The 22,978-nt window shown below is 69.3% G+C and carries 21 protein-coding genes and 1 pseudogene; 10 read left to right on the forward strand and 12 right to left on the reverse strand.

Features of this window, described 5'->3' with window-relative positions:
- Positions 1-3: 3 nt before the first annotated feature.
- The 4 genes from cdrS to RYH80_RS11560 all read right to left on the reverse strand — a co-directional run bounded on the left by cdrS (position 4) and on the right by RYH80_RS11560 (position 2,393).
- Entirely contained in the window at positions 4-192 is a 189-nt protein-coding gene (gene cdrS, locus RYH80_RS11545) for a transcriptional regulator CdrS (RefSeq protein ID WP_370904023.1), read from the reverse strand.
- Between the two features lie 181 nt (positions 193-373).
- Complete coding sequence (locus RYH80_RS11550; protein WP_370904024.1) at positions 374-1,318, reverse strand: double zinc ribbon domain-containing protein; 945 nt, start codon at positions 1,316-1,318, stop codon at positions 374-376.
- 164 nt (positions 1,319-1,482) lie between these two features.
- Complete coding sequence (locus RYH80_RS11555; RefSeq protein WP_370904025.1) at positions 1,483-1,713, reverse strand: hypothetical protein; 231 nt, start codon at positions 1,711-1,713, stop codon at positions 1,483-1,485.
- A 47-nt stretch (positions 1,714-1,760) separates the two neighbouring features.
- Complete coding sequence (locus tag RYH80_RS11560; RefSeq protein WP_370904026.1) at positions 1,761-2,393, reverse strand: MogA/MoaB family molybdenum cofactor biosynthesis protein; 633 nt, start codon at positions 2,391-2,393, stop codon at positions 1,761-1,763.
- A 228-nt stretch (positions 2,394-2,621) separates the two neighbouring features.
- Here RYH80_RS11560 and RYH80_RS11565 point away from each other — a divergent pair, with 228 nt between their 5' ends.
- The 6 genes from RYH80_RS11565 to RYH80_RS11590 are packed head-to-tail and all read left to right on the forward strand — an operon-like array spanning position 2,622 to position 8,793.
- Positions 2,622-2,921, forward strand: a complete 300-nt coding sequence (locus RYH80_RS11565; RefSeq protein WP_370904027.1) for an NADH-quinone oxidoreductase subunit J — start codon at positions 2,622-2,624, stop codon at positions 2,919-2,921.
- Positions 2,918-3,358 (forward strand): hypothetical protein, encoded by a 441-nt coding sequence (locus tag RYH80_RS11570; RefSeq protein WP_370904028.1) that lies wholly within the window; start codon positions 2,918-2,920, stop codon positions 3,356-3,358. Before RYH80_RS11565 ends, RYH80_RS11570 begins: the two co-directional genes overlap by 4 nt.
- The gene (gene nuoK, locus RYH80_RS11575; protein ID WP_370904029.1) at positions 3,358-3,663 is read left to right on the forward strand and encodes an NADH-quinone oxidoreductase subunit NuoK; all 306 of its coding nucleotides are present in this window, start codon (positions 3,358-3,360) and stop codon (positions 3,661-3,663) included. The genes RYH80_RS11570 and nuoK overlap by 1 nt, the downstream gene beginning before the upstream one ends.
- Position 3,664: 1 nt before the next feature.
- The gene (gene nuoL, locus RYH80_RS11580) at positions 3,665-5,737 is read left to right on the forward strand and encodes an NADH-quinone oxidoreductase subunit L (RefSeq protein WP_370904030.1); all 2,073 of its coding nucleotides are present in this window, start codon (positions 3,665-3,667) and stop codon (positions 5,735-5,737) included.
- The gene (locus RYH80_RS11585) at positions 5,734-7,263 is read left to right on the forward strand and encodes a complex I subunit 4 family protein (protein ID WP_370904031.1); all 1,530 of its coding nucleotides are present in this window, start codon (positions 5,734-5,736) and stop codon (positions 7,261-7,263) included. Before nuoL ends, RYH80_RS11585 begins: the two co-directional genes overlap by 4 nt.
- Positions 7,264-8,793, forward strand: a complete 1,530-nt coding sequence (locus tag RYH80_RS11590; protein ID WP_370904032.1) for an NADH-quinone oxidoreductase subunit N — start codon at positions 7,264-7,266, stop codon at positions 8,791-8,793. It begins immediately after the preceding gene.
- Positions 8,794-9,322: 529 nt separating this feature from the next.
- Here the strand turns inward: RYH80_RS11590 and uvrB are convergent.
- From uvrB to RYH80_RS11605, 3 genes are all read right to left on the reverse strand, one after another.
- Entirely contained in the window at positions 9,323-11,404 is a 2,082-nt protein-coding gene (gene uvrB, locus RYH80_RS11595) for an excinuclease ABC subunit UvrB (protein WP_370904033.1), read from the reverse strand.
- Between the two features lie 64 nt (positions 11,405-11,468).
- Positions 11,469-12,128 carry a hypothetical protein gene (locus RYH80_RS11600; protein WP_370904034.1) on the reverse strand — a complete coding sequence of 220 codons (660 nt, stop codon included), beginning with the start codon at positions 12,126-12,128 and terminating at the stop codon, positions 11,469-11,471.
- Between the two features lie 2 nt (positions 12,129-12,130).
- The gene (locus tag RYH80_RS11605; protein ID WP_370904035.1) at positions 12,131-12,652 is read right to left on the reverse strand and encodes a DUF7342 family protein; all 522 of its coding nucleotides are present in this window, start codon (positions 12,650-12,652) and stop codon (positions 12,131-12,133) included.
- Between the two features lie 147 nt (positions 12,653-12,799).
- Between RYH80_RS11605 and RYH80_RS11610 the strand changes: the two genes are divergently transcribed.
- The 3 genes and pseudogenes from RYH80_RS11610 to RYH80_RS11620 form a co-directional block, all read left to right on the forward strand.
- Positions 12,800-13,492 carry a hypothetical protein gene (locus RYH80_RS11610; RefSeq protein ID WP_370904036.1) on the forward strand — a complete coding sequence of 231 codons (693 nt, stop codon included), beginning with the start codon at positions 12,800-12,802 and terminating at the stop codon, positions 13,490-13,492.
- A gap of 333 nt (positions 13,493-13,825) precedes the next feature.
- Entirely contained in the window at positions 13,826-14,194 is a 369-nt protein-coding gene (locus RYH80_RS11615) for an Hsp20/alpha crystallin family protein (RefSeq protein ID WP_370904037.1), read from the forward strand.
- Positions 14,195-14,200: 6 nt separating this feature from the next.
- A pseudogene (locus RYH80_RS11620) lies at positions 14,201-15,886 on the forward strand (ABC1 kinase family protein); the annotation flags it as partial.
- A gap of 271 nt (positions 15,887-16,157) precedes the next feature.
- Here RYH80_RS11620 and RYH80_RS11625 read toward each other — a convergent pair.
- From RYH80_RS11625 to RYH80_RS11635, 3 genes are all read right to left on the reverse strand, one after another.
- A complete protein-coding gene (locus tag RYH80_RS11625; RefSeq protein WP_370904038.1) occupies positions 16,158-17,138 on the reverse strand; it encodes an alpha/beta fold hydrolase in 981 nt (326 codons plus the stop codon).
- A gap of 132 nt (positions 17,139-17,270) precedes the next feature.
- Entirely contained in the window at positions 17,271-18,152 is an 882-nt protein-coding gene (surE, locus tag RYH80_RS11630) for a 5'/3'-nucleotidase SurE (protein WP_370904039.1), read from the reverse strand.
- Between the two features lie 2 nt (positions 18,153-18,154).
- Positions 18,155-18,499 carry a hypothetical protein gene (locus tag RYH80_RS11635; protein WP_370904708.1) on the reverse strand — a complete coding sequence of 115 codons (345 nt, stop codon included), beginning with the start codon at positions 18,497-18,499 and terminating at the stop codon, positions 18,155-18,157.
- Positions 18,500-19,183: 684 nt separating this feature from the next.
- Between RYH80_RS11635 and RYH80_RS11640 the strand changes: the two genes are divergently transcribed.
- Positions 19,184-20,143, forward strand: a complete 960-nt coding sequence (locus RYH80_RS11640) for a beta propeller repeat protein (RefSeq protein WP_370904040.1) — start codon at positions 19,184-19,186, stop codon at positions 20,141-20,143.
- Positions 20,144-20,312: 169 nt separating this feature from the next.
- Here RYH80_RS11640 and RYH80_RS11645 read toward each other — a convergent pair whose 3' ends face one another.
- Both RYH80_RS11645 and RYH80_RS11650 read right to left on the reverse strand, forming a co-directional pair.
- Complete coding sequence (locus RYH80_RS11645) at positions 20,313-21,845, reverse strand: TrkH family potassium uptake protein (RefSeq protein WP_370904041.1); 1,533 nt, start codon at positions 21,843-21,845, stop codon at positions 20,313-20,315.
- Positions 21,846-22,235: 390 nt separating this feature from the next.
- Entirely contained in the window at positions 22,236-22,856 is a 621-nt protein-coding gene (locus RYH80_RS11650; protein ID WP_370904042.1) for an HAD family hydrolase, read from the reverse strand.
- Positions 22,857-22,978 lie beyond the last annotated feature (122 nt).

Consider the following 22,978-nt stretch of genomic DNA (forward strand, 5'->3'; position numbering starts at 1 on the left):
GGTCTACGCCTTCGCCCAGCCGCGGTTGTTGCGGTCACGACGCGACCGGTCGTCGCCGTCGTCCTGTTCGTTCAGCATGTCGCGGACGGCCGCCCGAATCGCCTCGCTGCGGTTCGGGTACTCGCCCGTCTCGACCATGCGTTCGACCTCCTCGATCTGCTGCTTCGGAATCCGTAGTGTCACACGCTCCATGGTTTTGAGTTCCCCCGGTAAGACGGCCAGCCGATCTGCGGGTATCTCGACCGCCGAACACGGTTCCCCCGCCGTGTTCGCCCGGTGTATGACAGACCGTCTTACACACCAAGGTGGTTCGCCCGTCGCTACATAAAGCTACCGGCCGTGTCTTACACTCACACGGAGCGTGTCTTACACCTCACCGGCGGCGCGTGTCCGGGTCTCCCGTCGGTCGATCGAGTACGTCCGCCGTCGGCGTCCGACGGCCGCAGCCCGGACAGAACGACCAGTCGGACCGCACCTCGTCGCCACACTCACAGAACAGTCGTCGGGCTGCCTTCTCGCCGCAGTTCGGACAGTACACGTGGTCGTCGGACAACTCGCTCCCACACTGTCCACAGCTCGGTGACGTGTCGGACGCGGTGTGTCGCTCCCGGCGCTCGTTCCCGTCGGACACGTCGCCGTCTGGCGATCGATCGATCGCGGAGTCGGCGGTGTCGGACGGCTCGCGGCCGGCGGCGGGCGCCGACTCGCGGCGGTCGCCGACGGCGTCGGACGGACTGTGACCGCCCCGCTCCGAGGCGCGGTGGTCGTGGTGTGTGTCGGCGTCGGCGTGCCGCCGCTCGCGGCCGTCGGACACCGCGTGACTCGGAACCTCGACGACGACCGTCGGCGGTCGTCGTGTCCGACGCGGCCGTTCGCGTGACGGGGACCGACGTGGTGCCGGCTCCTCGTACTGTCGATGACGCACCCCGTCAGCCCGTCGACGTGGTGCCGCGTCGTCCGCTCGCCGCGGCCCGCCCGTGTCGGCCGACACCTCGCCGAGGCGGTCCGCCACTCGTCGCTCGACGAGCGTCTCGATCCGGTCGGCGATCGCGGCGTCGATCACTTCGGTCAGTGTCCGCCCGTCCGCGGCGGCGCTCTCGTCGACCGCCGCCGGGCCGTCGGCCGGCCCCGACTCCTCGTCCGTCTCACTCGTGTCGTCACGTCCGTGGGTGTCGGCCGCCTCGCCGCGTCGCTCGGAGTCGGTCCCCCCGTCGAGGTACGCGCGCAGTGCCGCGCGCATCACCTCGCTCTTGGACGCGTCGTGGGCCTCGACACGCTCGACGAGGTCGTCGTCGGCGCGGAACGTGACCTTGCTCATCGGCTCACCTGTGGACCACCGTCCTTGTCAAACCTTCCCTTCCGTCCGTCGTCCGTCAGACACGCCCGGCCGTCACCCTGTCGGACACCCGTGACCTCACCGCGTCCGACGCCCGCGTGGTCACCGCTGGCACGCACACGACGCCGGCGGTCTCCAGACGCGTCTCAGAGGTACTCGGCGTGGTCGCAGTTCGTACACTGGACGCGCTTCCAGGAGATGCCGGAGTCGAGGTAGAAACGGCCCTCTCCGCAGTGGGGACAGGTGGCCTCGACGGCGTCCAAGTCGGCGTCGGCCGCGAGGTACTGCAGTGCGTAGTCGTGGTCGTCGACGAGTTCGCGCAGTGTCGCCAGTTCCGCTTCCAGTTCCGCGAGGCGGCTCTCGGTGTCGTCGGCCATACACGGTCTACGACGGCGACAGACGTATGGATTGTGTCCGTCCTCGTTCACTCGCGGCGTGCGAGTCCGGCGAGGTGTGCCGCCTCGGCGGTGACGAGTTCCTCGGCACCGAGCCGCGCGGCGTTCTCGCTGCCGGGGAGACAGAACACCGGCACGCTGCCGACGATCCCCGCCGTCGCACGCGTCGCGATCACTCGCGTCCCGATCTCGTCCCGCGAGAGCTCTCGGAACAGCTCCCCGAAGCCGGGTAACTCCGTGTCGAACAGGTCCCGGACCGCCTCGACGGTCACGTCGTCCGGCGTGACACCCGTCCCGCCGGTCGTCACTACGCAGTCGATGTCTGCACGGTCCGCGAGCCCGGCCACGCGCGACTGCACCCCGTCGAACTCGTCGGCGACGAGTTCCCGGACCACTACCTCGTCGTCGGCGCTCTCCACCGCCGCGACGATGGCGTCGCCAGCCGTGTCCTCCGCGAGCCGCCGCGAACTCGACACGGTGACGACCGCGTAGCCGACCGTCTCCAGATCCGTCGCGTGGTGGTCGTGACTGTGGTCGTGATCGTCGTGTCCGTGGTCGTGGTCGTGATCGGGCTCCCGTTCGTCGTGTCCGTGGTCGTGGCCGCTGTCGCCGTGTTCTTCGTGCCCGTGCGCGTGACCCGCGTCGTCGTCGGTGTCTGTCACGCCCGCCGGTTGCCGCCGAGCCGACAAAGCCCCGGTGGTGCTCGCGGCAGTGTCTCGCCGCGGCCGTCCCTCTCCCGTGTCCACCCTCGCCCGTCTCGTGTGCGTCGCGATACCACGACTCGAATCGGGCGGCAACGACGCCGACACCCCGGCGGAGCCGGGCGACGCGGCCCGAACGGGCCCGTATCTCGAAACCTTCAAACACGCACCGGAGAGAACGGTCACGTAATGGTCGCAGAGACAATCGCGTTCGCGCTGTTCGCCCTCGTCACGTTGGGCTCGGCGCTGGGCGTCGTCCTGGTCGAGGACGTGTGGCACTCCGCACTCCTCCTCGGGGTGGCGCTGTTGAGCGTCGCGGTGCACTACGTGATGTTGCAGGCGGAGTTCCTCGCCGCCATGCAGATCCTCGTCTACGTCGGCGGGGTGCTCATCCTCATCACGTTCGCCGTCATGCTCGTCCGCCGTGACGGGACGGGCGTCGACGCCGACGCCGGCGCGGACCCCGACACGGGGGTGGATCGCGCGTGAAGGACACGACGCGACCCCGACTCCGCCTCGGGTCACACCTCGTCCCCGGACTCGCCGCAGTCGCACTGTTCGCCGTCCTCGCCGTCGTCGTCCTCGGCAGTGACTTCGGCGCGGCGAGTGGGTTCCCGACGGACGTCTCCATCACCGCGAGTATCGGCTACGCGATGTTCAACCTCGAACAGGGGGCCGTCGACTCCGAGGGGTTCCTCGTCGCGTTCATGCTCGTCGCGCTCGTGTTGGACACGGCGCTGGACGGCGCCGTCATGCTCGCCAAACGCGAGGGCGAGGGTGACGGCGGGACGCTCACCGCCCTGACCGACGGCGGCCGCGACGAGCGCACCGACGGCGGTGTCGACGTGCCGGCCGACGAGTCCACCGACGCGCGGGGTGTGTCGGACGCGACGACCGACACCGAGGAGACGGGAGGTGACCACTGATGGCGGTGCCGGTCCAGTGGTACCTCCTGTTGTCGGCGGGGCTGTTCTGTATCGGCGTGTTCGGCGTCCTCACGCGTCGGAACGCGCTGCTGTTCCTGATGTCCGTCGAGTTGATGCTCAACGCGGCGAACATCAACCTGGTCGCGTTCTCTCGGCTGTGGGGGAACCTGACCGGGCAGGTGTTCAGTCTGTTCACGATGGCGCTGGCGGCCGCCGAGGTCGCGGTCGGGATCGGGATCATCATCGTCCTGTACCGCAACTTCTCCGACGTGGACGTGACGGAAGCGACCACGATGAGGTGGTAAGATGGCAGGTGCATTCACTTACGCTCCGGCGATCGTCCTGTTACCGTTCGTGTCGTTCGTGATCGCACTCGCGGCCGGGCTGTACGGCCGCGACGTGTTGCCGAAGGGTGGGGCTCTCCCGGGCATCGCCGCGACCGCCGGCTCGCTCGTCCTCTCGGCGTGGGTCGCACTCGCCGTCGCGGGCGGCGAGGTGTACGACGAGACCCTGTACGAGTGGGCCGTCGCCGCCGGCGCGACGGAGGAGACACTGGCGTTGACCTTCGGTGTCTTACTCGACCCGCTGTCGGCGATGATGCTCGTGATCGTCTCGTTGGTCGCGCTGCTCGTCCACGTGTTCTCGCTGGGGTACATGAACGACGAGGGCGAGACCGGCCTCCCGCGGTACTACGCCGGGCTCGGGCTGTTCACGGCCTCGATGCTCGGGTTCGTCGTCTCGGACAACCTGCTCCAGTCGTTCGTCTTCTTCGAGCTGGTCGGGCTCTGTTCGTTCCTGTTGATCGGCTTCCACTTCCGGGAGCCGGGGCCGCCCAGCGCCGCGAAGAAGGCGTTCCTGGTCACCCGCTTCGGTGACTACTTCTTCCTGATCGGCGTCGTGGCGGTGTTCGCGACGTTCGGCACCGCACAGTTCGCCGGCTCGGAGTCGTTCCCGCACCTCGCGGAACTGGCACTGACCGGCGAGGAGAGCGTCCGCACGTTCGGGTTCGACGCCCAGACGTGGTTCACCGTCGTCGGCTTGCTCGTGTTGGGCGGCGTGATCGGGAAGTCCGCGCAGTTCCCACTGCACACGTGGCTCCCGGACGCGATGGAGGGTCCGACCCCCGTCTCGGCGCTGATCCACGCGGCGACGATGGTCGCGGCCGGCGTGTTCCTCGTCGCCCGGATGTACGGGTTCTACGCCGTCTCTCCGACCGCGCTCGCGGTCGTGGCACTCGTCGGCGGGTTCACGGCGCTGTTCGCGGCGACGATGGGCGTCGTCAAGCGCGAACTGAAACAGGTGCTCGCGTACTCGACGATCTCTCAGTACGGCTACATGATGCTCGCGCTCGGCGCGGGTGGGTACGTCGCGGCGACGTTCCACCTGCTCACCCACGCGTTCTTCAAGGCACTCCTGTTCCTGGGTGCCGGGTCGGTGATCGTCGCGATGCACCACAACGAGAACATGTGGGACATGGGCGGGCTGAAAGACAGGATGCGGGTGACGTACCTCACCTTCCTGTCCGGCTCGCTGGCGCTGGCTGGGATCGTCCCCTTCGCCGGGTTCTGGTCGAAAGACGAGGTGTTGTACGAGGCGCTGATCCACGGCCTCGGCACGGAGGGGTCGCTGGGGACGCTGTTCCTGGCGGCGTACGCGATGGGGCTGCTCGCGGTGTTGTTCACCGGGTTCTACACCTTCCGGATGGTGTTTCTCACCTTCCACGGCGAGCCGCGGACGGACCAGGCGGCCGACCCCGAGTCGGTGCGGTGGAACGTGAAGCTCCCGCTGGTCGTGCTCGGCGTGCTGGCGGCGACGACCGGGTTCCTCAACATGGCCCCGGTCCAGAAGCTCACGAGCCTCGAGGGGATCGACTTCCTCCACCAGTGGCTCCACGGCCCCAAGGACGTGGCGCTGATGGAGACGCTGTCGACGACCCACTACAAACACCTGCTCCACGACGTGAACGCGGCGGAGATCACTGCGGCGAAGCTGTCGCCGCTGGCACCGGGGCTACTCTCGCTCGGGCTGGCCTCGGTGGGTGCGCTGGCCGCCTACCGGCTGTACGCGGTGCCGGAGCCGGTCGAACACACGGCGAAGCTCGGTGCCGTGCAGGACCTGTTGTACAACAACTACTACCAGGACGAGTACCAGGTGTGGCTGGCGACGAACGTCGTCCAGCCGCTCGCTGGCCTCGCGGACACGTTCGACCAGAGCGTGATCGACGGCGTGGTCAACGGCGTCTCCAGCGTGAGTCTCCTGTCCGGGTCGCGGCTCCGGCGGATCCAGACGGGCGTCGTGAGTAACTACGCGGCGCTGGTGACGCTGGGGCTGACCGTGTTGCTGGTCGGCTTCGGGCTGTACGAGGGGTGGTTGCTGTGATAATCGAGGCACTGATCGGGGTGACGTTCCTCGCGGCGATGGTGGTACTGCTCGCTCCCGACGAGTACGCGGGTCGACTCGCCTTCGGCGCGAGTCTGCTCCCGCTGGCCGGGAGTCTCTACATGTGGGCGCTGTTCGACGCCAGCGGCAACGCGCTGTTGGACGGGGCGACGGCACGCGCCTTCGAGACACAGATCCGGTGGCTCGCGGTCGGTGGCTACGAACTGCAGTGGTTCGTCGGCGTCGACGGCGTCAGTCTCCCGCTGGTCGTGCTGTCGACGTTCCTCACCTCGCTGGCGATCGTGTCGGCGTGGGCGGCCATCGACGAGCGGCAGGCCCAGTTCTACGGGCTGATCCTGTTCATGGAGGCGAACCTGCTGGGCGTGTTCACCGCCCTGGACTTCTTCGCGTGGTTCGTCTTCTGGGAGGCCGTGTTGGTCCCGATGTACTTCCTGATCGGGATCTGGGGCGGTCCCCGCCGGAAGTACGCGGCGATCAAGTTCTTCGTGTACACGAACGTCGCCTCGCTGGTGATGTTCATCTTCTTCATCCAGCTCGTCTACCAACTGCCAGTCGAGACGTTCGGCCTCCCCGCCATCGCGCAGGCGATCCAGGCTGGGGAGGTGTCCGGGTTCCTGATCTTCTCGCCGACCGCGGTGAAGACGCTGGCGTTCGCGGCGCTGTTCCTCGGCTTCGCGGTGAAGGTCCCGGTGGTGCCGTTCCACACGTGGCTGCCGGACGCCCACGTCGAGGCGCCGACGCCGGTGTCGGTGTTGCTGGCGGGCGTCCTCCTGAAGATGGGGACGTACGCGATGTTGCGGTTCAACTTCACGATGCTGCCGGAGATCGCCCAGCAGTACGCCGGGCTGATCGCGATCTTCGCGGTCGTGTCGGTGATCTACGGCGCGATGCTGGCGCTGGCGCAACGCGACCTGAAGCGGATCGTCGCCTACTCGTCGGTCTCCTCGATGGGGTACGTGATCCTCGGGCTGGTCGCGTACACCGCACTCGGGGTCGGCGGCGCGACGTTCCAGATGGTCGCCCACGGGCTGATCTCCGGGCTGATGTTCATGGCGGTCGGCGCCGTGTACAACGAGACGCACACGCGGATGGTCGGCGACATGAGCGGGCTCGCCGACCGGATGCCGGTCACCGTCGGCATCCTGATCGCCGGCGCGTTCGGCTACATGGGCCTCCCACTGATGGCCGGCTTCGCGGCGGAGTTCTTCATCTTCCAGGGGGCGTTCGCCTCGACGGTGCTCCCCTCGGCGCCGCTGTTCACCGGCGCGGCGATGTTCGGCATCGTCATCGTCGCCGGCTACCTGTTGCTGGCGATGCAACAGACCCTGTTCGGCCCGTTCGAGTTGGAGACGGACTACGAGATCGACCGCGCGGGGCTCTCCCAGACGGCACCACTGGCGGTGTTGTTGCTGTCGATCATCGTCTTGGGAGTCGCTCCGGACCTGTTCTTCGAGATGATCACGGACGCGATCACACCGATCCTCGAGACGGGAGGTGGTGCGTAGATGTCCAGTCACGTGCTCGCGGACTGGCTCGGGCTCGCCCCGGCGTTCGCGCTGGCGCTCACCGGGCTCGTGTTGTTCCTCCTCGACATCGTCAACCCCGAAGACGCGAGTCCGACGGCGCTGGCCGGCGTCTCGGTCGTCGGGACGCTGTCGGCGCTCGGGCTCTCCGGGTGGCTGCTGGCCGGCGGTGGCGGGATCGTCGCCGAGGGTGGCTCGGTGACGTTGTACGGCGAGGCGCTGGTCGTCGACGGGATGGCCCTGTTCTTCCAGGCGCTGTTCGCGGCGGTGACCGGCCTCGTGTTGATCGCCAGTTACGACTACGTGCGCGACCGGCCGTACAACGCCGAGTACTACTCGCTGGTGTTGTTCGCCGCGACGGGGATGGCGCTGATGGCGGCCGCCAACTCGCTGGCGACCGCGTTCGTCGCCCTGGAGTTGGCCTCGCTGCCGTCGTACGCCCTGGTCGGCTACCTCAAGACGAACGAGGGGAGCGTCGAGGGCGGGCTGAAGTACTTCCTCGTCGGGGCGCTCTCCTCGGCGGTGTTCGCCTTCGGGCTGTCGCTGTTGTACGGCGCGACCGGTTCGCTGATCCTCTCGGACGTGGCGGCCGGGCTGCGTGAGCCGGCCGCGCTCGTCGGCGGCGCGGACGGTGTCGCTGGCATCGCTGCGGTCGGCGTGTTGATGGTCGCCGGCGGCGTCGCGTTCAAGACCGCCTCCGTCCCGTTCCAGTTCTGGGCGCCGGAGGCCTACGAGGGTGCGCCGGCACCCATCTCCGGGTTCCTCTCGTCGGCCTCGAAGGCCGCCGGGTTCGCGCTGGCGTTCCGCGTGTTCACCGTCGGCTTCCCGTTGGACGGCGTCGGGATCGACTGGATGCTGCTGTTCCAGGTGTTGGCCGTCGTCACGATGACGCTCGGCAACTTCGCGGCCGCGACACAGGAGAACGTCAAGCGGATGTTGGCGTACTCCTCGGTCGGCCACGCCGGCTACGCGCTGATCGGGTTGGCCGCCTGGAGTGGCGGCTCGCTCGCCACGGTCGAGTCGGGGAGCGTCCTCGGCGCGTCGATGGCCCACCTCATGGTGTACGGGTTCATGAACACGGGTGCGTTCCTGTTCGTCGCGCTCGCCGAGGAGTGGGGTGTCGGGAAGACGTTCGCCGACTACGCCGGGCTCGGGAAGCAGGTGCCCATCGCCGCGGTGGCGATGACGGTGTTCATGTTCTCGCTGGCCGGTCTGCCGCCGTTCGGCGGGTTCTTCTCGAAGTACTTCCTGTTCGCCGGCGCGATCAGCGCGGGCTACTGGTGGCTCGCGGCCGTCGGCGCGGCCAACAGCGCCCTGTCGCTGTTCTACTACAGCCGCGTCGTCAAGGCGCTGTGGATCGAGGAGTCCGACGGGACCACGGAACTCGCCGGGACGCCGACCGGCCTGTACGCCGCCGTCGTCGTCGCCGCCGTCGGGACGCTGCTGTTGCTCCCCGGCTTCGCGCCCGTCATCGAGACGGCGCAGGCGACCGCGGCCGGTCTCGTGCCGTAAGACCGACCTTTTTCACTCCTCGGGGTGGCCGCCTGCGGCGGCCACCCGAGGAAAAAAGCTCGACCAAAAAGGGCCGCGAGCGCGCCGAACGGCGCGCTCGCGGTCGGTGTGCTGGCGGGTGACCGCCGCCGCACCGCGCCGCGCCGCTCCGCCACCGCACCGCGCCGCTCCGCCACCGCACTGCTCCGCTTCCACGACCGCTGCCGCACCGCTACCGCACTGCCCCGCGCCGCTCCGCCACCGCACTGCTCCGCTTCCACGACCGCTGCCGCACCGCTACCGCACTGCCCCGCGCCGCTCCGCCACCGCACTGCTCCGCTTCCACGACCGCTGCCGCACCGCTACCGCACTGCCCCGCGCCGCTCCGCCTCTACAACCGCACCGCACTACTGCCGCACCGCGACCGCACGGCTGTCGAGTGATCCGCTCTCTCGTCGACATCGCACCGCCCGTCGAGATCGCGAGAATCCCCGTGTTCTGCCCCCGCGTACTCGCCGGCGACACCGGCGGCCGCCGCCGCACGCGGCACTCAGATGCCCAGTTCGTCGTCGACGGGCACGGCGGCTTCGTCCTCCTCCGGCGGCACGCCCTCGTCGGGCTCCAACTCGAACTCCTGTCGTAGCTCCCGAATTCGGTCGCGGATGTCCGCCGCCAGCTCGAACTCCAGGTTGCTCGCGGCCTCCTCCATCTTCTCCTCCAACGCCTGGATGCGCGCCTGTGCCTCCTCGACACCCGCCACGTCCGCCGTGGCGGTGTCGCTGGTGTCCGTCTCCGCACCCGGGAGGTTCGTCTCGCCGATCTCCTTCTCGATCGTCTGTGGCTCGAAGCCGTGCTCCTCGTTGTACGACTGCTGGATCTCGCGACGGCGCCGGGTCTCGTCGATGGCCGACGCCATCGCGTCCGTCGTCTCGTCGGCGTACAACACCACCTCCCCCTCGACGTTGCGGGCCGCCCGCCCCATCGTCTGGACCAGCGTCGTCTCCGAGCGCAGGAATCCCTCCTGGTCGGCGTCCAAGATCGCCACCAGACTCACCTCCGGGATGTCCAACCCCTCGCGCAGCAGGTTGATGCCGATCAACACGTCGATCTCGCCGAGTCGCAGCGACCGGATCAACTCGTGGCGCTGGAGGGTGTCCGTCTCGTCGTGCATGTACGCGACGCTGTACCCCGCCTCCTCGACGTACTCCGTGAGGTCCTCCGCCATCCGCTTGGTGAGTGTCGTCACCAGCACCCGCTCGTCGCGACCGACACGCTCGTCGATCCGGTCCAACAGGTCGTCCACCTGTCCCTCCGCGGGACTCACCTCGACTGCCGGGTCCACGAGGTGCGTCGGACGGACGATCTGCTCGACGATCTGTGCCGACGACTCCCGCTCGTACTCGCCCGGCGTCGCGGAGACGTACAGCGTCTGGCCGGTCTTCTCCTCGAACTCCTCGAACGTCAGCGGGCGGTTGTCGTACGCCGTCGGCAGTCGGAACCCGTTGTTCACCAGCGAGTCCTTCCGCGACTTGTCCCCCTCGAACTGCCCCTTGATCTGGGGGATCGTCTGGTGGGACTCGTCGATCACGGTCAGGAAGTCGTCCGGGAAGTAGTCCAACAGCGTGTACGGCGGGTCGCCCGACTCCCGGTCCGAGAGGTGTACCGAGTAGTTCTCGATCCCCGAACAGTAGCCCGTCTCCTCCATCATCTCGACGTCGAAGGTGGTCCGCTCCTCGATCCGTTGGGCGGCGACGAGGTCACCCTGGCGCTCGAAGTAGTTCACACGCCGCTGCATCAGCTCCTCGATCTCCTCGATGGCCCTCTCCATCTTCGCACCCGGGATCGAGTAGTGTTCCGCCGGGTGGACCATCACCGTCGGCTCGCGGCTCTGGACGCTCCCGTCGACCGGGTCGATCTTCGTCATCCGGTCGATCTCGTCGCCCCAGAACTCCACGCGGACGGCGTACCGACCGTACATCGGGAACACCTCCACGGTGTCGCCCCGCACCCGGAACGTCCCCTGCTGGAAGTCCACGTCGTTGCGCTCGTAGTTCAGGTCGACCAACTCCGACAGGAGGTCGTCGCGGCCGATCTCTTGGCCCACGTCCAGTTCCAGTGCCATCTCGCGGTAGTTCCCGGGGTCACCGAGTCCGTAGATGGCCGAGACGCTGGCGACGACGATCACGTCGTCGCGGGTCAACAGCGACCGGGTCGCGGAGTGGCGCAGCCGGTCGATCTCGTCGTTGATCGACATCTCCTTGTCGATGTACGTGTCCGTCTGTTCGACGTACGCCTCCGGCTGGTAGTAGTCGTAGTAGGAGACGAAGTACTCGACGGCGTTGTCCGGGAACAGTTCCCGGAACTCCTCGTACAACTGCGCGGCGAGCGTCTTGTTGTGGGCGATCACCAGCGTCGGTTTCTGGATCTCCTCGACGACCCACGAGACGGTGTTCGTCTTCCCGGAGCCGGTGACTCCCAACAGTGTCTGTTCGTCCATCCCCTGCCGGAAGCCGTCGGCCAACTGGGCGATCGCGTCCGGCTGGTCGCCGGCCGGCTCGAACGGCGCGTCCACGCGGAAGTCGCGGTCCACCTCCGGTCGGTCCGGTGCGAGTGGCCCCTCGGCGTCACTCATCGACACGTCGTACGAGCGCGAACGGCTTAGGGCTTCGTTCGGGAGAAACTCCGACTTGTCCGACTCACGGCGAGCGGTCGGCGAGTCGGTCCTCCAGCCGGGACAACACCTCCCAGACGACGCGAGTCGGCGTCGTCGTGTCGAACTCGTACGGCTCGTAGTCGTACGATCCGTCGTCGGGTCGCTCTTGGTAGTGCCCCCACCCGTCGACGTGTGGGTTGGGGGCGTGGTGCCACCCGAGATCGCCACTCGGGTCGCTGTAGTGGAAGGAGAACTCCGGCGGGTCGGCCGCCGTGTCGCCGGCGTACCACCGCACGGTCAGTGTGGCGTCGTCCACTCCCGCCGGGAGTCGCTCGCGCGCGAGTTCGGCGACCACCTCCGTGTACGGTTCCGCTGGGAACCCACGTGCCGACTCGACCAGCGGGTGCCGTTCGAGTTCCCGCCTGATCCCGCGCAGCGCACGGTGTGACGCCGCACCCGCGTCGCGGCCGTCGGCCACGGGGAACCGCTCGTCGCCTCGTTCGGTGTCCACGTCGTGGACGCCGTTCGATCTGCCCGACACGCCGGCGCCGTTCGACCCGTCCGACGCGTCGTGGGTGCCGTCCGGTCTGTCCGACGCGTCGTGGACGTCCTCCGATTCGTCCGACGCGTCGTGGGTCTCGTCTGGCCCGTCCGACCCCTCGTCGTCACTCCCGGCCCCGGGGGCGCCTGCGTCGCCGACCATCGTCACGCCGGTGTGGGAGTGTCCCGGGTGTAGCTGTCGTAGTTCCCGACGGCGTCCTCGACGAGCGACAGCCGGTGCGCGAGGAGTTCCCACTCTGCGGCGACCTCCCGGATCTCGCGCGTCGTCGCGGCGTCGTCGGCAGTCGCCGCCCGCTCGCGGAGTTCGGTCGGCGTCGTGGCGTCGTGCGTCTCCCGCCACGTCTCGATCTGCTCACGGAGTTGTGCCGCCAACGCCACCAGTCCGTCGTGGTCGTGTGCGTCGAGTAGCTCTCGGAGACTCTGGACGCGCGTGTGCAGCGGATCCGGCCCGTACACGGTCGTCCCACCGCGCTCGTCGGCCAAGACCACGTTCATCTCGACGAGTCTCTCCAGGTGGTCCCGGGCGGTGTTCTCCGCGACGTGAGCCTCGTCGGCGACGGTCGCCGCGGACGCCGGTTCGTCGCGGCTCGTCGCCACCGACTGCACCCTGTCGAACGCCGTCGTCTCCGCGATCCACGCGTCCACACCGGTGTCGTCTGTCGTCACACTCCCACCGAGTGGACGAGGCGCAATAAATCTACTCTCGACACGAATAGCTGTGGTCTGGCTCCGACACTCGCCGTCGCAGTCGGCCGTCGCTTCCGCGACGACGCGGTCCGACGGCGTTTTGCACGCCCCAGTCCTCCCGAGAGTGTGACCAGACGCGTCCCCGAGTTCGCCCTGCTGACGGGTGTGTTCCTCGCCGTCTCGCTGGGTGGGTTCGCGCTGTGGGCCACGCGGGACCTCCACCAGTCCGTGCTGGTCGGCGCGGTCGTCGGCTATCCGTTCGCAGCCTACGCCGTCCGGATGGACGACGACCCGACGAGTGTGCTCCGCCCGCGGCCGATCGCGGTCGGCGCGCTGCTCGTCGGCCTCGTCGTCGCGGGCGACGTGCTCCTCCAGGCCCGCGACGCCCTCCCCGCGGCGGCGACACGCGCCGTCGCCCTCGGCAGTCTCGTCGCCGTCCCGCCGGTCGCGTACGCCGCCAGCTACGACCGCCGGCTCGGTCCGTCCGGCCGCCCGATCGGCGCCGTCGCCGTCGTCGCGACGCTCGTCCTCCCGGCCGTCGGTGCCGTCGGCGGCACGTGGTACGGTGCCGTCGCCGGCTTCCTCGTCGGGCTCCCGACGGGCCTGTACGCCGACGACCGCGGCGTCGTCCTCTCTCGGCTCGCCCGCGGGAGCACGGTCGCCGTCGGGACGCTCGCCGGCTGTGGACTCCTCGTCGCCGGCCTCCAGGTCGGGCTGGCGCCGCTGGCGACGCTCACCGCCGCCACCGCCCTCGTCGTGACGCCGGCGCTGTTCTACGCCCTGACGGTCCCCACCGACCTTTTTCGCTCCTCGGGGTGATCGGCGCGAGGCGCCGATCACCCGAGGAAAAAAGCTCGATCAAAAAGGGCCGCGAGCGCGCCGTCCGGCGCGCTCGCGGTGGGTGAGCCGGCGGTGACCGCGACCGCACCGCTCCGCCGCCGTACCACACCGCCCCGCTCCGCCGCCGCCCCACGACCGCCCCACCCCGCCGCCGCGACCACACCCCCGCCACCGCTCCGCCCCGTCACTGCCCCGTTCGGTCTGCTCTCCGTCTCCCTCGTCCCACTGGCCTGCGATCCCGCTCCGAGTGGGGTGTGTCTCCGCGAGACACGGATCGCGGCCTTTTTCGAACTCGCCCACGTAGTTCGGTCCATGTCGAAGCTCCGCGAGGCGCTCCGTGACCTGCCAGAGACGGTGTTCGCCGACGTGTTGGAGAGCGACGCGGCGTACCTCCTCGTCGTCGACCTCCCCGGTGCCAGCGCCGACACGACGGACGTGTCGTTCAGCGGGGGCCGCCTCCGGATCGAGGCCAGACGCGAGAAGGACACTCCCCACGAGTTCCGCTACACCAGCGAGGACCGCGCCCTGTTCTTGGACGCCGAGATCCCGCTCCCGCCGGACGCCACCGGCGACGACGCGGCGGCGTCGATGGAGCGTGGGGTCCTCGAGGTTCGCCTGCCCAAACGCCAGGCGACGCCGGAACGCACCATCCCCGTCACCGAACCGGACACGGACGCGTAAGGCGGGGTGGTCACGCTGGTCTCTCTCCGTGCCTACCGTCGGTTCCCGGTCGTCGTCTACCGGTTCCTCCCGCTCATCGTCGCTCTCCTGCGGGACCGTCGCCGGTTCGTCCTGTTCGGTCGCTCCCGCGACCCGACACCCGAACAGCGCCGCGAACGCGCCGAGATCCTCCTCGACACCCTGCTCACCCTCGGCCCGACGTTCATCAAACTCGGCCAGATCCTCTCGACGCGCCCCGACGTGCTCCCCGCCGAGTACATCGAGGCGCTCTCACAGCTCCAAGACGACGTGCCGCCGGCCCCGTGGGCGGAGTCGAAGGTCGTGTTAGAGGAGGAACTCGGCCCCGTCGACGAGGTGTTCGACGAGTTCGACCGCGACCCCATCTCGGGGGCGAGTCTCGGGCAGGTGTACGTCGCCGAGTACGACGGCGAGCCCGTCGCGGTGAAGATCCGCCGTCCCGGCATCGAGGAGCTGGTCAACGCCGACCTCCGCGTCATCAAGTGGTCGCTGCCGTTGCTCGTCCGCTTCGTCGGTCAGGGACAGGCGTTCTCGCTGGAGAACCTCGCCGACGAGTTCGACAAGACGATCAACCAGGAGATGGACTACGCCCGCGAACGGCGGATGCTCTCGGAGATCCGCGCCAACTTCGCGGGCAACGACCGCGTCGTCGTTCCCGAACCGGTGGTGCCGGCCTCCGGCGAGCGCGTCTTGACGATGGAGTACATCCCCGGGACGAAGATCAACGACGTGCAGACGTTAGACGAGAAGGGGATCGACCGCACGGAGTTGGCGACGACGCTCCAGCGGATCTACCTCCAGATGATCGCCGAGGACGGCGTGTTCCACGCGGACCCGCACCCGGGGAACCTCTCGGTGACCGACGACGGCGCCATCGTGTTCTACGACTTCGGGATGTCCGGGCGCGTCGACCCGTTCATCCAGGAGAAGATCATCGACTTCTACGTCGCCGTCGCGGACCAGAACATCGACGGCATCTTGGACTCGCTCGTCGAGATGGGCACGCTCTCGCCGGAGGCGGACCGCGACGTGATGGCCGACGTGATGGAGTTGGCCATCGCCGACGTGCGCGGGGAGGACATCGAACAGTACCGCGTCCAGCAGGTGATCGAGCAGGTGGAGTCGACGATCTACGACTTCCCGCTGCGGCTGCCACAGAACATGGCGCTCGTGTTGCGCGTCGCGACCGTCGTCGAGGGGGTCTGTGTCACGTTGGACCCCGAGTTCGACTTCATCGAGGTGGCGACGGACTACCTCGGCGAGCAGGGGTACCTGGAGGAGACGGCCGAGCGGTACGCCCGCGACGCCGCGGGGCAACTGCGTGACACGACGGAGGCGCTGTTCCGCGTCCCGCCGAAACTGGAGACCGTCCTCGACAGCGTCGAACGCGAGAGCCTGACGGTCAACGTCAACTTGGAGGACGACAACGACGTGTTGGACCGGCTCGCCAAGCGGCTCTCGTACTCGATCCTCACTGCCGTCGGACTGCTGTCTGCGGCCATCGTCTACTCCTTCCGGACGGCGGCGACGGCGACCGTCGACGTGTACATCGCCGCCGGGATCGTCGTGTTGACGCTCCCGATGGTGTTCTTCCTCTACCGCTCGTTCAGCAAGACGGGCAGTGGGCTCCAGGCACAGCCGCAGTTCACCCGCCAGAACCTCAAGGAGCAGCAGGGCGGGCTCACCGGCGGTGCCGGCGTCGTGTCGTCGGGTGCCGACGAGGACGGTGACGACGGCGACGACGGGTCCGGTGGTGGTGACGGCGCAGGTGGGTCCGGTGACGGCTCCGCCACGGAGACGATGCTCCCGGGTGCGGCCTCACAGGCGGACGACGAGAGCGGCGTCGGTCGCGCTGGCGACGACTGACCGCGACGTGCGTCGCGGCCTCGCTGCGCCCTCACTGCGCCGTGTGCGGCGTATCCGACAACCGCGTCCCGCGTCGCTCTCAGTCCGGTCGCTGTCTGGCGGCGCGACTGCCGGCCGAGCCGCCGAGTTCGTCGAGGATCGCGTCGGTCACCTTCGTCGGCACGTCGTGTTGGAGCCAGTGGGTCGCCTCCTCCAGCCCGGTGAACCGGCCGTCCGTGCAGTGTTCCAGGCTCTCGTGGGCCATCCCGCGCCGCAGGAAACGGTCGCGAGCGCCCCAGACGACGCGTGTCGGCACGTCGACGCGGTCCGTCTCCGGCTCCGGCCGTCGCCGCCCGTTCGCGCGGTACCAGTGGAGCATCGTCGTGAACGCGCCGTCGCGCTCCCAGGCGGCGCGGTACCGGTCGAAGTCCCGGTCGTCGAACGTCCCCGGCATCGCCGTACGGCGCATCGTCGTTCGCGGGAGCCGCCAGTCGAACGCCCGCGAGACTGCCTCCGGCACCGCCGGGAGTTGGAACGCGACGGCGTAGGCGGTCCGCGCGAGCTGTGTCGGGTTCCGACGGAGCGTCCGCCGGATCACCGTCGGGTGTGGCGCGTTCGCCGTCACGAGCCGGCGGAGTCGCTCCGGGTGGTGGATCGCCAGCCACCACCCGACGACGCCGCCCCAGTCGTGGCCGACGACGTGGGCCCGATCGCGGTCGTACGCGTCGATCAGCCCGACCACGTCATCCGCGAGCCGGTCGATCCGGTAGGCGGCGACGTGGCTCGGCTTCGGCGAGCGGTTGTAGCCGCGCTGGTCGGGGACGACGACGCGGTAGCCCGCCCGTGCGAGCGGCCCGATCTGCTCGTGCCAGCCGTACCAGAACTCCGGGAACCCGTGGAGACAGACGACCAACTCGCCGTCCGCGGGGCCCGCCTCGACCACGTGGAACTGCTCGCCGTCGACTCGCCGGTACCGAGCCTCGCCCGGCACCGTCTCCGGGAGTGTGTCCGTCTCGCGCCGGCCGGACCGTCGTCGGCTCCCGTCCGACACCTCCTCGGACGGGGTGCTGTCGGAACTCACGACGACCGGTAGGCGACGGACGAGCGAAAGCGTATCGGCGTCGGGGGTGACAGTCGCCAGCGACCGGTCGGCGTCGAACCTCCCGTCCAGTCGTAGTCCGACGGTCTCGTCGGTCGTCTGCTCTCGTTCGACTCACCCGCCACCGAGCCACTCGCGGACGGCCGCCGTGTCGCCGGCCGCTCCGTCGACCGACAGCGGTGAGACGGAGACACACTCGCGTGCGATCGCGCCGCGGTCCGTCGTCGGCGGGTCGTCCGCGTCCACGCCGTTGTCCGGGATCAGCGGGTCGTAGAAGTGGTCGAACAGCCGGTAGTCGCCCGCGACGCGAGTGTCGTCGGGGTTCTCCCCACTCTCGTCACTCCCAGCGGCACCGCCGTGTCCGTCGTCGTCGGGCACCATCGTCACGTCGGCGTCGTGGAGCGGTTCCGTGACGCGCCACCCGGTCGGGTCGGCGACGGCCGACGCCGAGGGTGCGGCGGGGACGTTGCAGTTGAGGTGGTCGACACCTGGCGGAAACCCGTCGTCGGGGAGTCGAACGACCACCTCGCGCGCGACGCGGCCCGCCGCTCGGTAGTCCGCGGCGTCGAACGCTCGAACACCCGTCGGCGGGTCGTACACGGACACCGCGACGCCCGGGACCCCGAAGAACGCCGCCTGTCGTGCGGCGCCGACCGTCCCCGACTGACCGAGCTTGTGTGCCCCGAGGTTCGGGCCGTCGTTGCAGCCGGCGACGACGGCGTCGAAGTCCGTCTGTACCCGTCCGCGGGCGACGTTGACGCAGTCGACCGGCGTCCCCGCGACGGCCCAGCAGTCGTCGACGACGCGAGCCAGTGCCGGTGCCGGGTCGTGTTCGCGGACGGTGACGGCGCGGTTGTACGTCCGTCCCGCCCCGCTCTGGTCGCTCGCGGGTGCGAGGACGGTGAGGCTCGCGACGGGAGCCAACGCCTCGGCGACGACCCGCAACCCCGGCGCGTCGACGCCGTCGTCGTTCGTCAGGAGAACGTCGGGCGACACACTCACAGGAACTCCCTGACCTCCGAGTACCACATGTCGTGGTGGTCGACCGCGTCGACCCGTTCGGCCACGTCGACGGCCAGCGCGTGCCAGCACTGCTCGTCGGGGTCGTCCGGGTCGAGGTTGTACGCGGCGTCGGCACAGTCACAGCCGCCGTCCTCGACGACGTGTTCGTCGTGGTGGCCCACGACGACGGTGAAGTCACGGTACTGTTTGACCCGCAGTTCGGAGACCGCCTCGATGGCCCGCCGTCCGCGGTCACCGTGCGTCTCGACGATGGCGCGCGTGATCGGCCCGACCAACTCGCCGGTCGCCGCCAGCGCGGCACGCCAGTCGCGTTCCGCCAGCGCCGCGACCTGCTCGGGCGTCGGGCCGTCGGCGGACTCGTCGCTGTCCGTCACCTCGCGCCCGTCCCCGCTCCCACCGTCGGTCACGACTCCGACCTTCGCGCGGTGTGGGCAAAACGCTTCGGCCGCGTCCGACGCACGTCTGCCGGTCCGCGTCGTGCTGGGCACCCCCGTCGGTCGGTCCCGACGCACGGCGCACACCACCGCTTCCAGTGGAGCGGCTCCCCCACTGCCCTCGACGACGAGGCCGAGGCGCTTCTCCGAATTGCCTCGCCGTCGTGCGATCTAATCGTCGCCGACGGGACGTGCGGTGCTCCGAACCCGACTGCACGCCGGGGGGTTCCGGATCTGCGTCTCCCGCGTGCCTCCCATCGGCGGTCGACGGTGAGCGCTGCCGTCGCGCTCTCCCCATCGGCCTCTCGCCGCGCCCGTCGGACCCGTCCGACAGCTCCCGGCTGCCCACGTCGATCACACTCGATCTGCCCTCTCGTCTCTCGGACACTGTCACGGTCGATCACCAGTGAGAGTGCCTCACACGGATAGATCCGGCGAGAGACGGGCGGAAACGGCGACTCTCGTTCACGCGTAAGTGTCTTCTGGAACCGGATCTGGGTGTTTTGTCTGAAGACAATCACACACGAGCTTAAAGTGAGTCCGGGCGTAAGCCGGAGGTGGAGGTCTACGATGTCGGACCAGAGGCACACGACCCGACGTACCGTACTGAAGACTACTGCCGGCGGACTGGCTGCCGGTGGTCTCCTGGGGACGGTCGGCTCCGTGTCGGCCGCCTCGGGGTGGGAGAGCGTCGAGAGTGGCGTCAGCGTCAACTTGTTCGACGTGGTCCACTCCACGAACGGCGCGTTCGCCGTCGGCGCCGGCGGCGACGTGTTGCGCCGGACGGCCGGCGGCTGGGAGCGTGTCGTCGACGGCGGCCCGACGGCCAACGGGAACGCACTGTACGGCGCCGACGTGACCGACGACGGGGAGCGCGTCTGGTTCGTCGGCTCCTCGGGTGCCATCGGCGAGTACGACGTGACGACGGGGAGTCTCAACGACTACTCCGCACCGAACGGCGTCACGAACAACTTCAACGACGTGAGCGTCCGCGGGAACGCGGACGAGGCGAACGTCTACGTCGCCGGCGACTCCGGGAAGATCTACCGGAGCTTCGAGAACGGCGCGACGGGGTCGTGGTCCCAGACCACGCCCGGCTCCGGCTCGGCGATCAACGCCGTCGACTACTTCGACGACAAACAGGGCCACGCGGTCGACGGCAACAAGGTCGCCTTCGAGACGGACGACGGGAACACCTACGACCGGATCGGTATCTCGGGTGCCAACGTCAACCTGTACGGGATCGACAGCGACGGTGACGACCAGATCCTCGTCAGCGGTGGCGGCGGCCAGATCTTCGAGTACGACGGCGTCGACTGGACGCCGACCTCGGTCGGCGACGCCAGCCTGCGCGACGTGGCCGTCGACGCCGGCAGCGGTTACGTCGTCGGCTCCGGCGGCAAGGTGTTCGCGCTCGGCGGCGGGACGTGGACCGAGGAGGCGACGCCCTCCGGTGCGAACCTGAAGGGTGTCTCGCTGGGCAGCGTCGACGTGGCCGTCGGCGCCAGCGGGACGATCCTCGAGAAGTGACGACGCGAGCGGTCACCGACACAGCCGACAGACCGTGAATCGACCGGCGGCGGGTGGTGACACCCCGCAGTGACTCACGCTCCGAATCCACTCGCCGTCCTGCAGTTCTCTCGATACTCCCGCGAGAGACGGCTCCGTGTCCGGTCGCCGTCGGTAGGTTCGTGTGCGGTCACGTCCGCCAGAACGACGGCGTGAGCAACACGAGGACGGTGATGATCTCCAGGCGGCCGATCCACATCAGGAACACCATGAACAGCTTCGCGACGCCCGAGAAGGACGTGTAGCCGTTCATCGGACCGACCAACCCGAACCCGGGCCCGACGTTGCCGAGGATCGCCACGGTGGCGCTGGCCGCCTCCAGGACGGACAACGAGACACCCGTCCCGAGCGCGTCGACGAACAGCAGGAACGTCGAGACGCCGAACCCGAGCAGGAACAGGAGGGTGAACACCTGCACGCCACGGATCGTCTCCTCTTCGACGACCTCGTCGCCGAGGCGGACGGGGCGGACGGTGTCCGGGCGGCCCGTCGTGACCAACTCGCGCGCGGCTGCCTTCACCACGACGACCCAGCGGACGATCTTCACCGAGCCGGCCGCCGACCCGCCGGAGCCGCCGAAGAACATCGCCAGCAACAACAGGTACTGTGCCGGCGCACTCCACGTGTTGAAGTCCATACTCGCGTAGCCGGTCGTCGTGACGATGGCCGCCGCCTGGAACAGCCCGTGCCGGAGCGCCGGCTCCAGGTTCCCGACGATCCGGGGGACGTTCTCCGGCTCTGTGGCGAGCCCGCTCCCCGCGTACAACAGCGCGGCGGCGACGGCACCGACGCCGAGCACCGCGCCGACGTACACCCGGAACTCAGTGTTCCGGAGGAGTCGATCTGGGTCGCCGGTCTGTGCGCGCCACAGCAGGGCGAAGTTCGTCCCGGCCACCAGCATGAACAGCGTGATCACCCACTGGACGGCCGGCGAGAACGCCTCGATACTCCGGCCCTCCGGCGAGAACCCGCCGGTCGGCATCGTCGTCAACGCGTGTGCGACGGCGTCGTACGCACCCATCCCGGGGGCGAGCTCGGTCGTCCCGAGTACGTACAACAGCGCCGCCAGGACGACCGTCAGGGCGACGTACAACAGCCACAGCGCGCGAGCGGTCTCGGCGATCCGTGGCGTGAGCTTGTCGAGTTCCAGCCCCGGCGACTCCGACTCGACGAGCGTCGCGCCACCGGCTCCCAACTCGGGGAGGATGGCGACCACCAAGACGACGATCCCCATCCCGCCGAGCCACTGGGTGAGCTGTCGCCACATGAGCATCGCCCGCGAGTGTGTCTCGAAGGAGATGTCGCCGAGAACGGTCGCGCCGGTGGTGGTGAACCCGCTCATCGACTCGAACAGCGCGTTCGGGAACGCCGCGACCGTCCCGTTCCCGGCGACGAGGTACGGGACGGTACCGACGAGCGGGACGACCAGCCAGGTGAGCCCGACGAAGAGGAACCCGTCGGCCGTCTCCAACTCCGGCGTCTCGTCGAGTCGCGACAGCAGCGTCCCCGCGGTGAGCGTCACCGCGGCGGCCGCGAGGAACGGCACGGTCGACTCTCCGTAGTACAGCGCCACGGCGACCGGCACCGCCAGCGGCACGGCGAGGTACCGGAGCACCCGCCCGAGCACCGCCCCGGTCGCCCGGAGGTCGACGCGCGAGGTCACCGTCGCCTCCCGGAGCGACGGTTCGGCCGCGTCACGACTCCGCAGAGTCGACAGTCGAGTCGCGTCACGACCCTGCGGAGCGACGCTCCTCGCACTCGTTCACGTCCGACCCGCTCGATCCGACTCGCCGTTCTCCGACCCACTCGTCGCGTCGTCCGGCCGTCGACCCCCCAGTCGTGCCGTCGCGCGTGGTGACCGTGTCGACTCACGTGACTGGTTCGCCGGTGGGCGCACGGGGGTAAAAGTCCACTCCCGTCCGTCGATCCGCGTCGGTGACGCGCCGCCCCTCTCACGTGGACGCAGCCGCGAGCGACGGAGCCGTCTCCACGCCGCCGTCGCGCCCGACCGATCGCACCCGACTCCGAGATATTCTGTATCGCGGAGAACGATTTACAGCTCGCCGAGCCGACGCGCGATCACGGGCAACGACGCCTCGCGACAGTCGAGGAACGTCCCGTCGACGCGTTCGACCCCGGCGTCCGCGCCGTCACTGCCAACGTGGACCAACTCGTTCGGGTCGACGTCGAGTCGCCGCGCGGCGGTCTCGAAGGCGCGCGGGTGTGACTTCTGCCACCCGCAGGCGGCACTGGAGACGATCGCGTCGAACGACTCGCGATCGACCGCGGCACGGATCAGCGTCCGGCGGACGAGTTCGGGCGCGGCGGCGTCTGCCACGATCCCGACCGGCCCCCGCTCGGCGGCCGCCGCGACGGCATCGACGGCCCCTTCGCGGGTCTCGACCTCGGGGTCGAACGCTGCCACGGCGGCCCGACGGGGCGCGTTGTTCGGCGCGTCGACGCCACGCGAGGAGAGTGCCGCGCTGACGTGTGCCGGGAGTGGCACCTCGGCACCCGCCGGCGCGTCCACGTGTGTCTCGGCGTAGGCGGTCGCCCAGTCGTCCGGCACGGCCACGTCGCGGGCGGCCAACTCCTCGGCGACGGCCGTGGCGGGGTCGTCCGGGAAGTCGGCGTCCACGAGTGTCCCGAACAGGGCGAAAGTGGTCGCGGTCACGGTCGCGGGTGGGTACCCGGACGGCTTCTGTCGTTCGACTCGTCGCGAGGCGAGACGGGACGGGTCGACCCGAGTCGAGCGAGACGACCGGCGACGAGGAGGGAGGACTGAGAGAGGTCGCG

Source organism: Halobaculum sp. MBLA0147, assembly GCF_041361345.1.
GTDB lineage: Archaea > Halobacteriota > Halobacteria > Halobacteriales > Haloferacaceae > JAHENP01.

What these genes read in the sequence shown, in the direction of transcription:
- cdrS (WP_370904023.1), bottom strand. Translation starts at nt 192, where the DNA reads ATGGAGCGTGTGACACTACGGATTCCGAAGCAGCAGATCGAGGAGGTC.
- RYH80_RS11550 (WP_370904024.1), bottom strand. Translation starts at nt 1,318, where the DNA reads ATGAGCAAGGTCACGTTCCGCGCCGACGACGACCTCGTCGAGCGTGTC.
- RYH80_RS11555 (WP_370904025.1), bottom strand. Translation starts at nt 1,713, where the DNA reads ATGGCCGACGACACCGAGAGCCGCCTCGCGGAACTGGAAGCGGAACTG.
- RYH80_RS11565 (WP_370904027.1), top strand. Translation starts at nt 2,622, where the DNA reads ATGGTCGCAGAGACAATCGCGTTCGCGCTGTTCGCCCTCGTCACGTTG.
- nuoK (WP_370904029.1), top strand. Translation starts at nt 3,358, where the DNA reads ATGGCGGTGCCGGTCCAGTGGTACCTCCTGTTGTCGGCGGGGCTGTTC.
- nuoL (WP_370904030.1), top strand. Translation starts at nt 3,665, where the DNA reads ATGGCAGGTGCATTCACTTACGCTCCGGCGATCGTCCTGTTACCGTTC.
- RYH80_RS11590 (WP_370904032.1), top strand. Translation starts at nt 7,264, where the DNA reads ATGTCCAGTCACGTGCTCGCGGACTGGCTCGGGCTCGCCCCGGCGTTC.
- uvrB (WP_370904033.1), bottom strand. Translation starts at nt 11,404, where the DNA reads ATGAGTGACGCCGAGGGGCCACTCGCACCGGACCGACCGGAGGTGGAC.
- RYH80_RS11600 (WP_370904034.1), bottom strand. Translation starts at nt 12,128, where the DNA reads ATGGTCGGCGACGCAGGCGCCCCCGGGGCCGGGAGTGACGACGAGGGG.
- RYH80_RS11615 (WP_370904037.1), top strand. Translation starts at nt 13,826, where the DNA reads ATGTCGAAGCTCCGCGAGGCGCTCCGTGACCTGCCAGAGACGGTGTTC.
- RYH80_RS11640 (WP_370904040.1), top strand. Translation starts at nt 19,184, where the DNA reads ATGTCGGACCAGAGGCACACGACCCGACGTACCGTACTGAAGACTACT.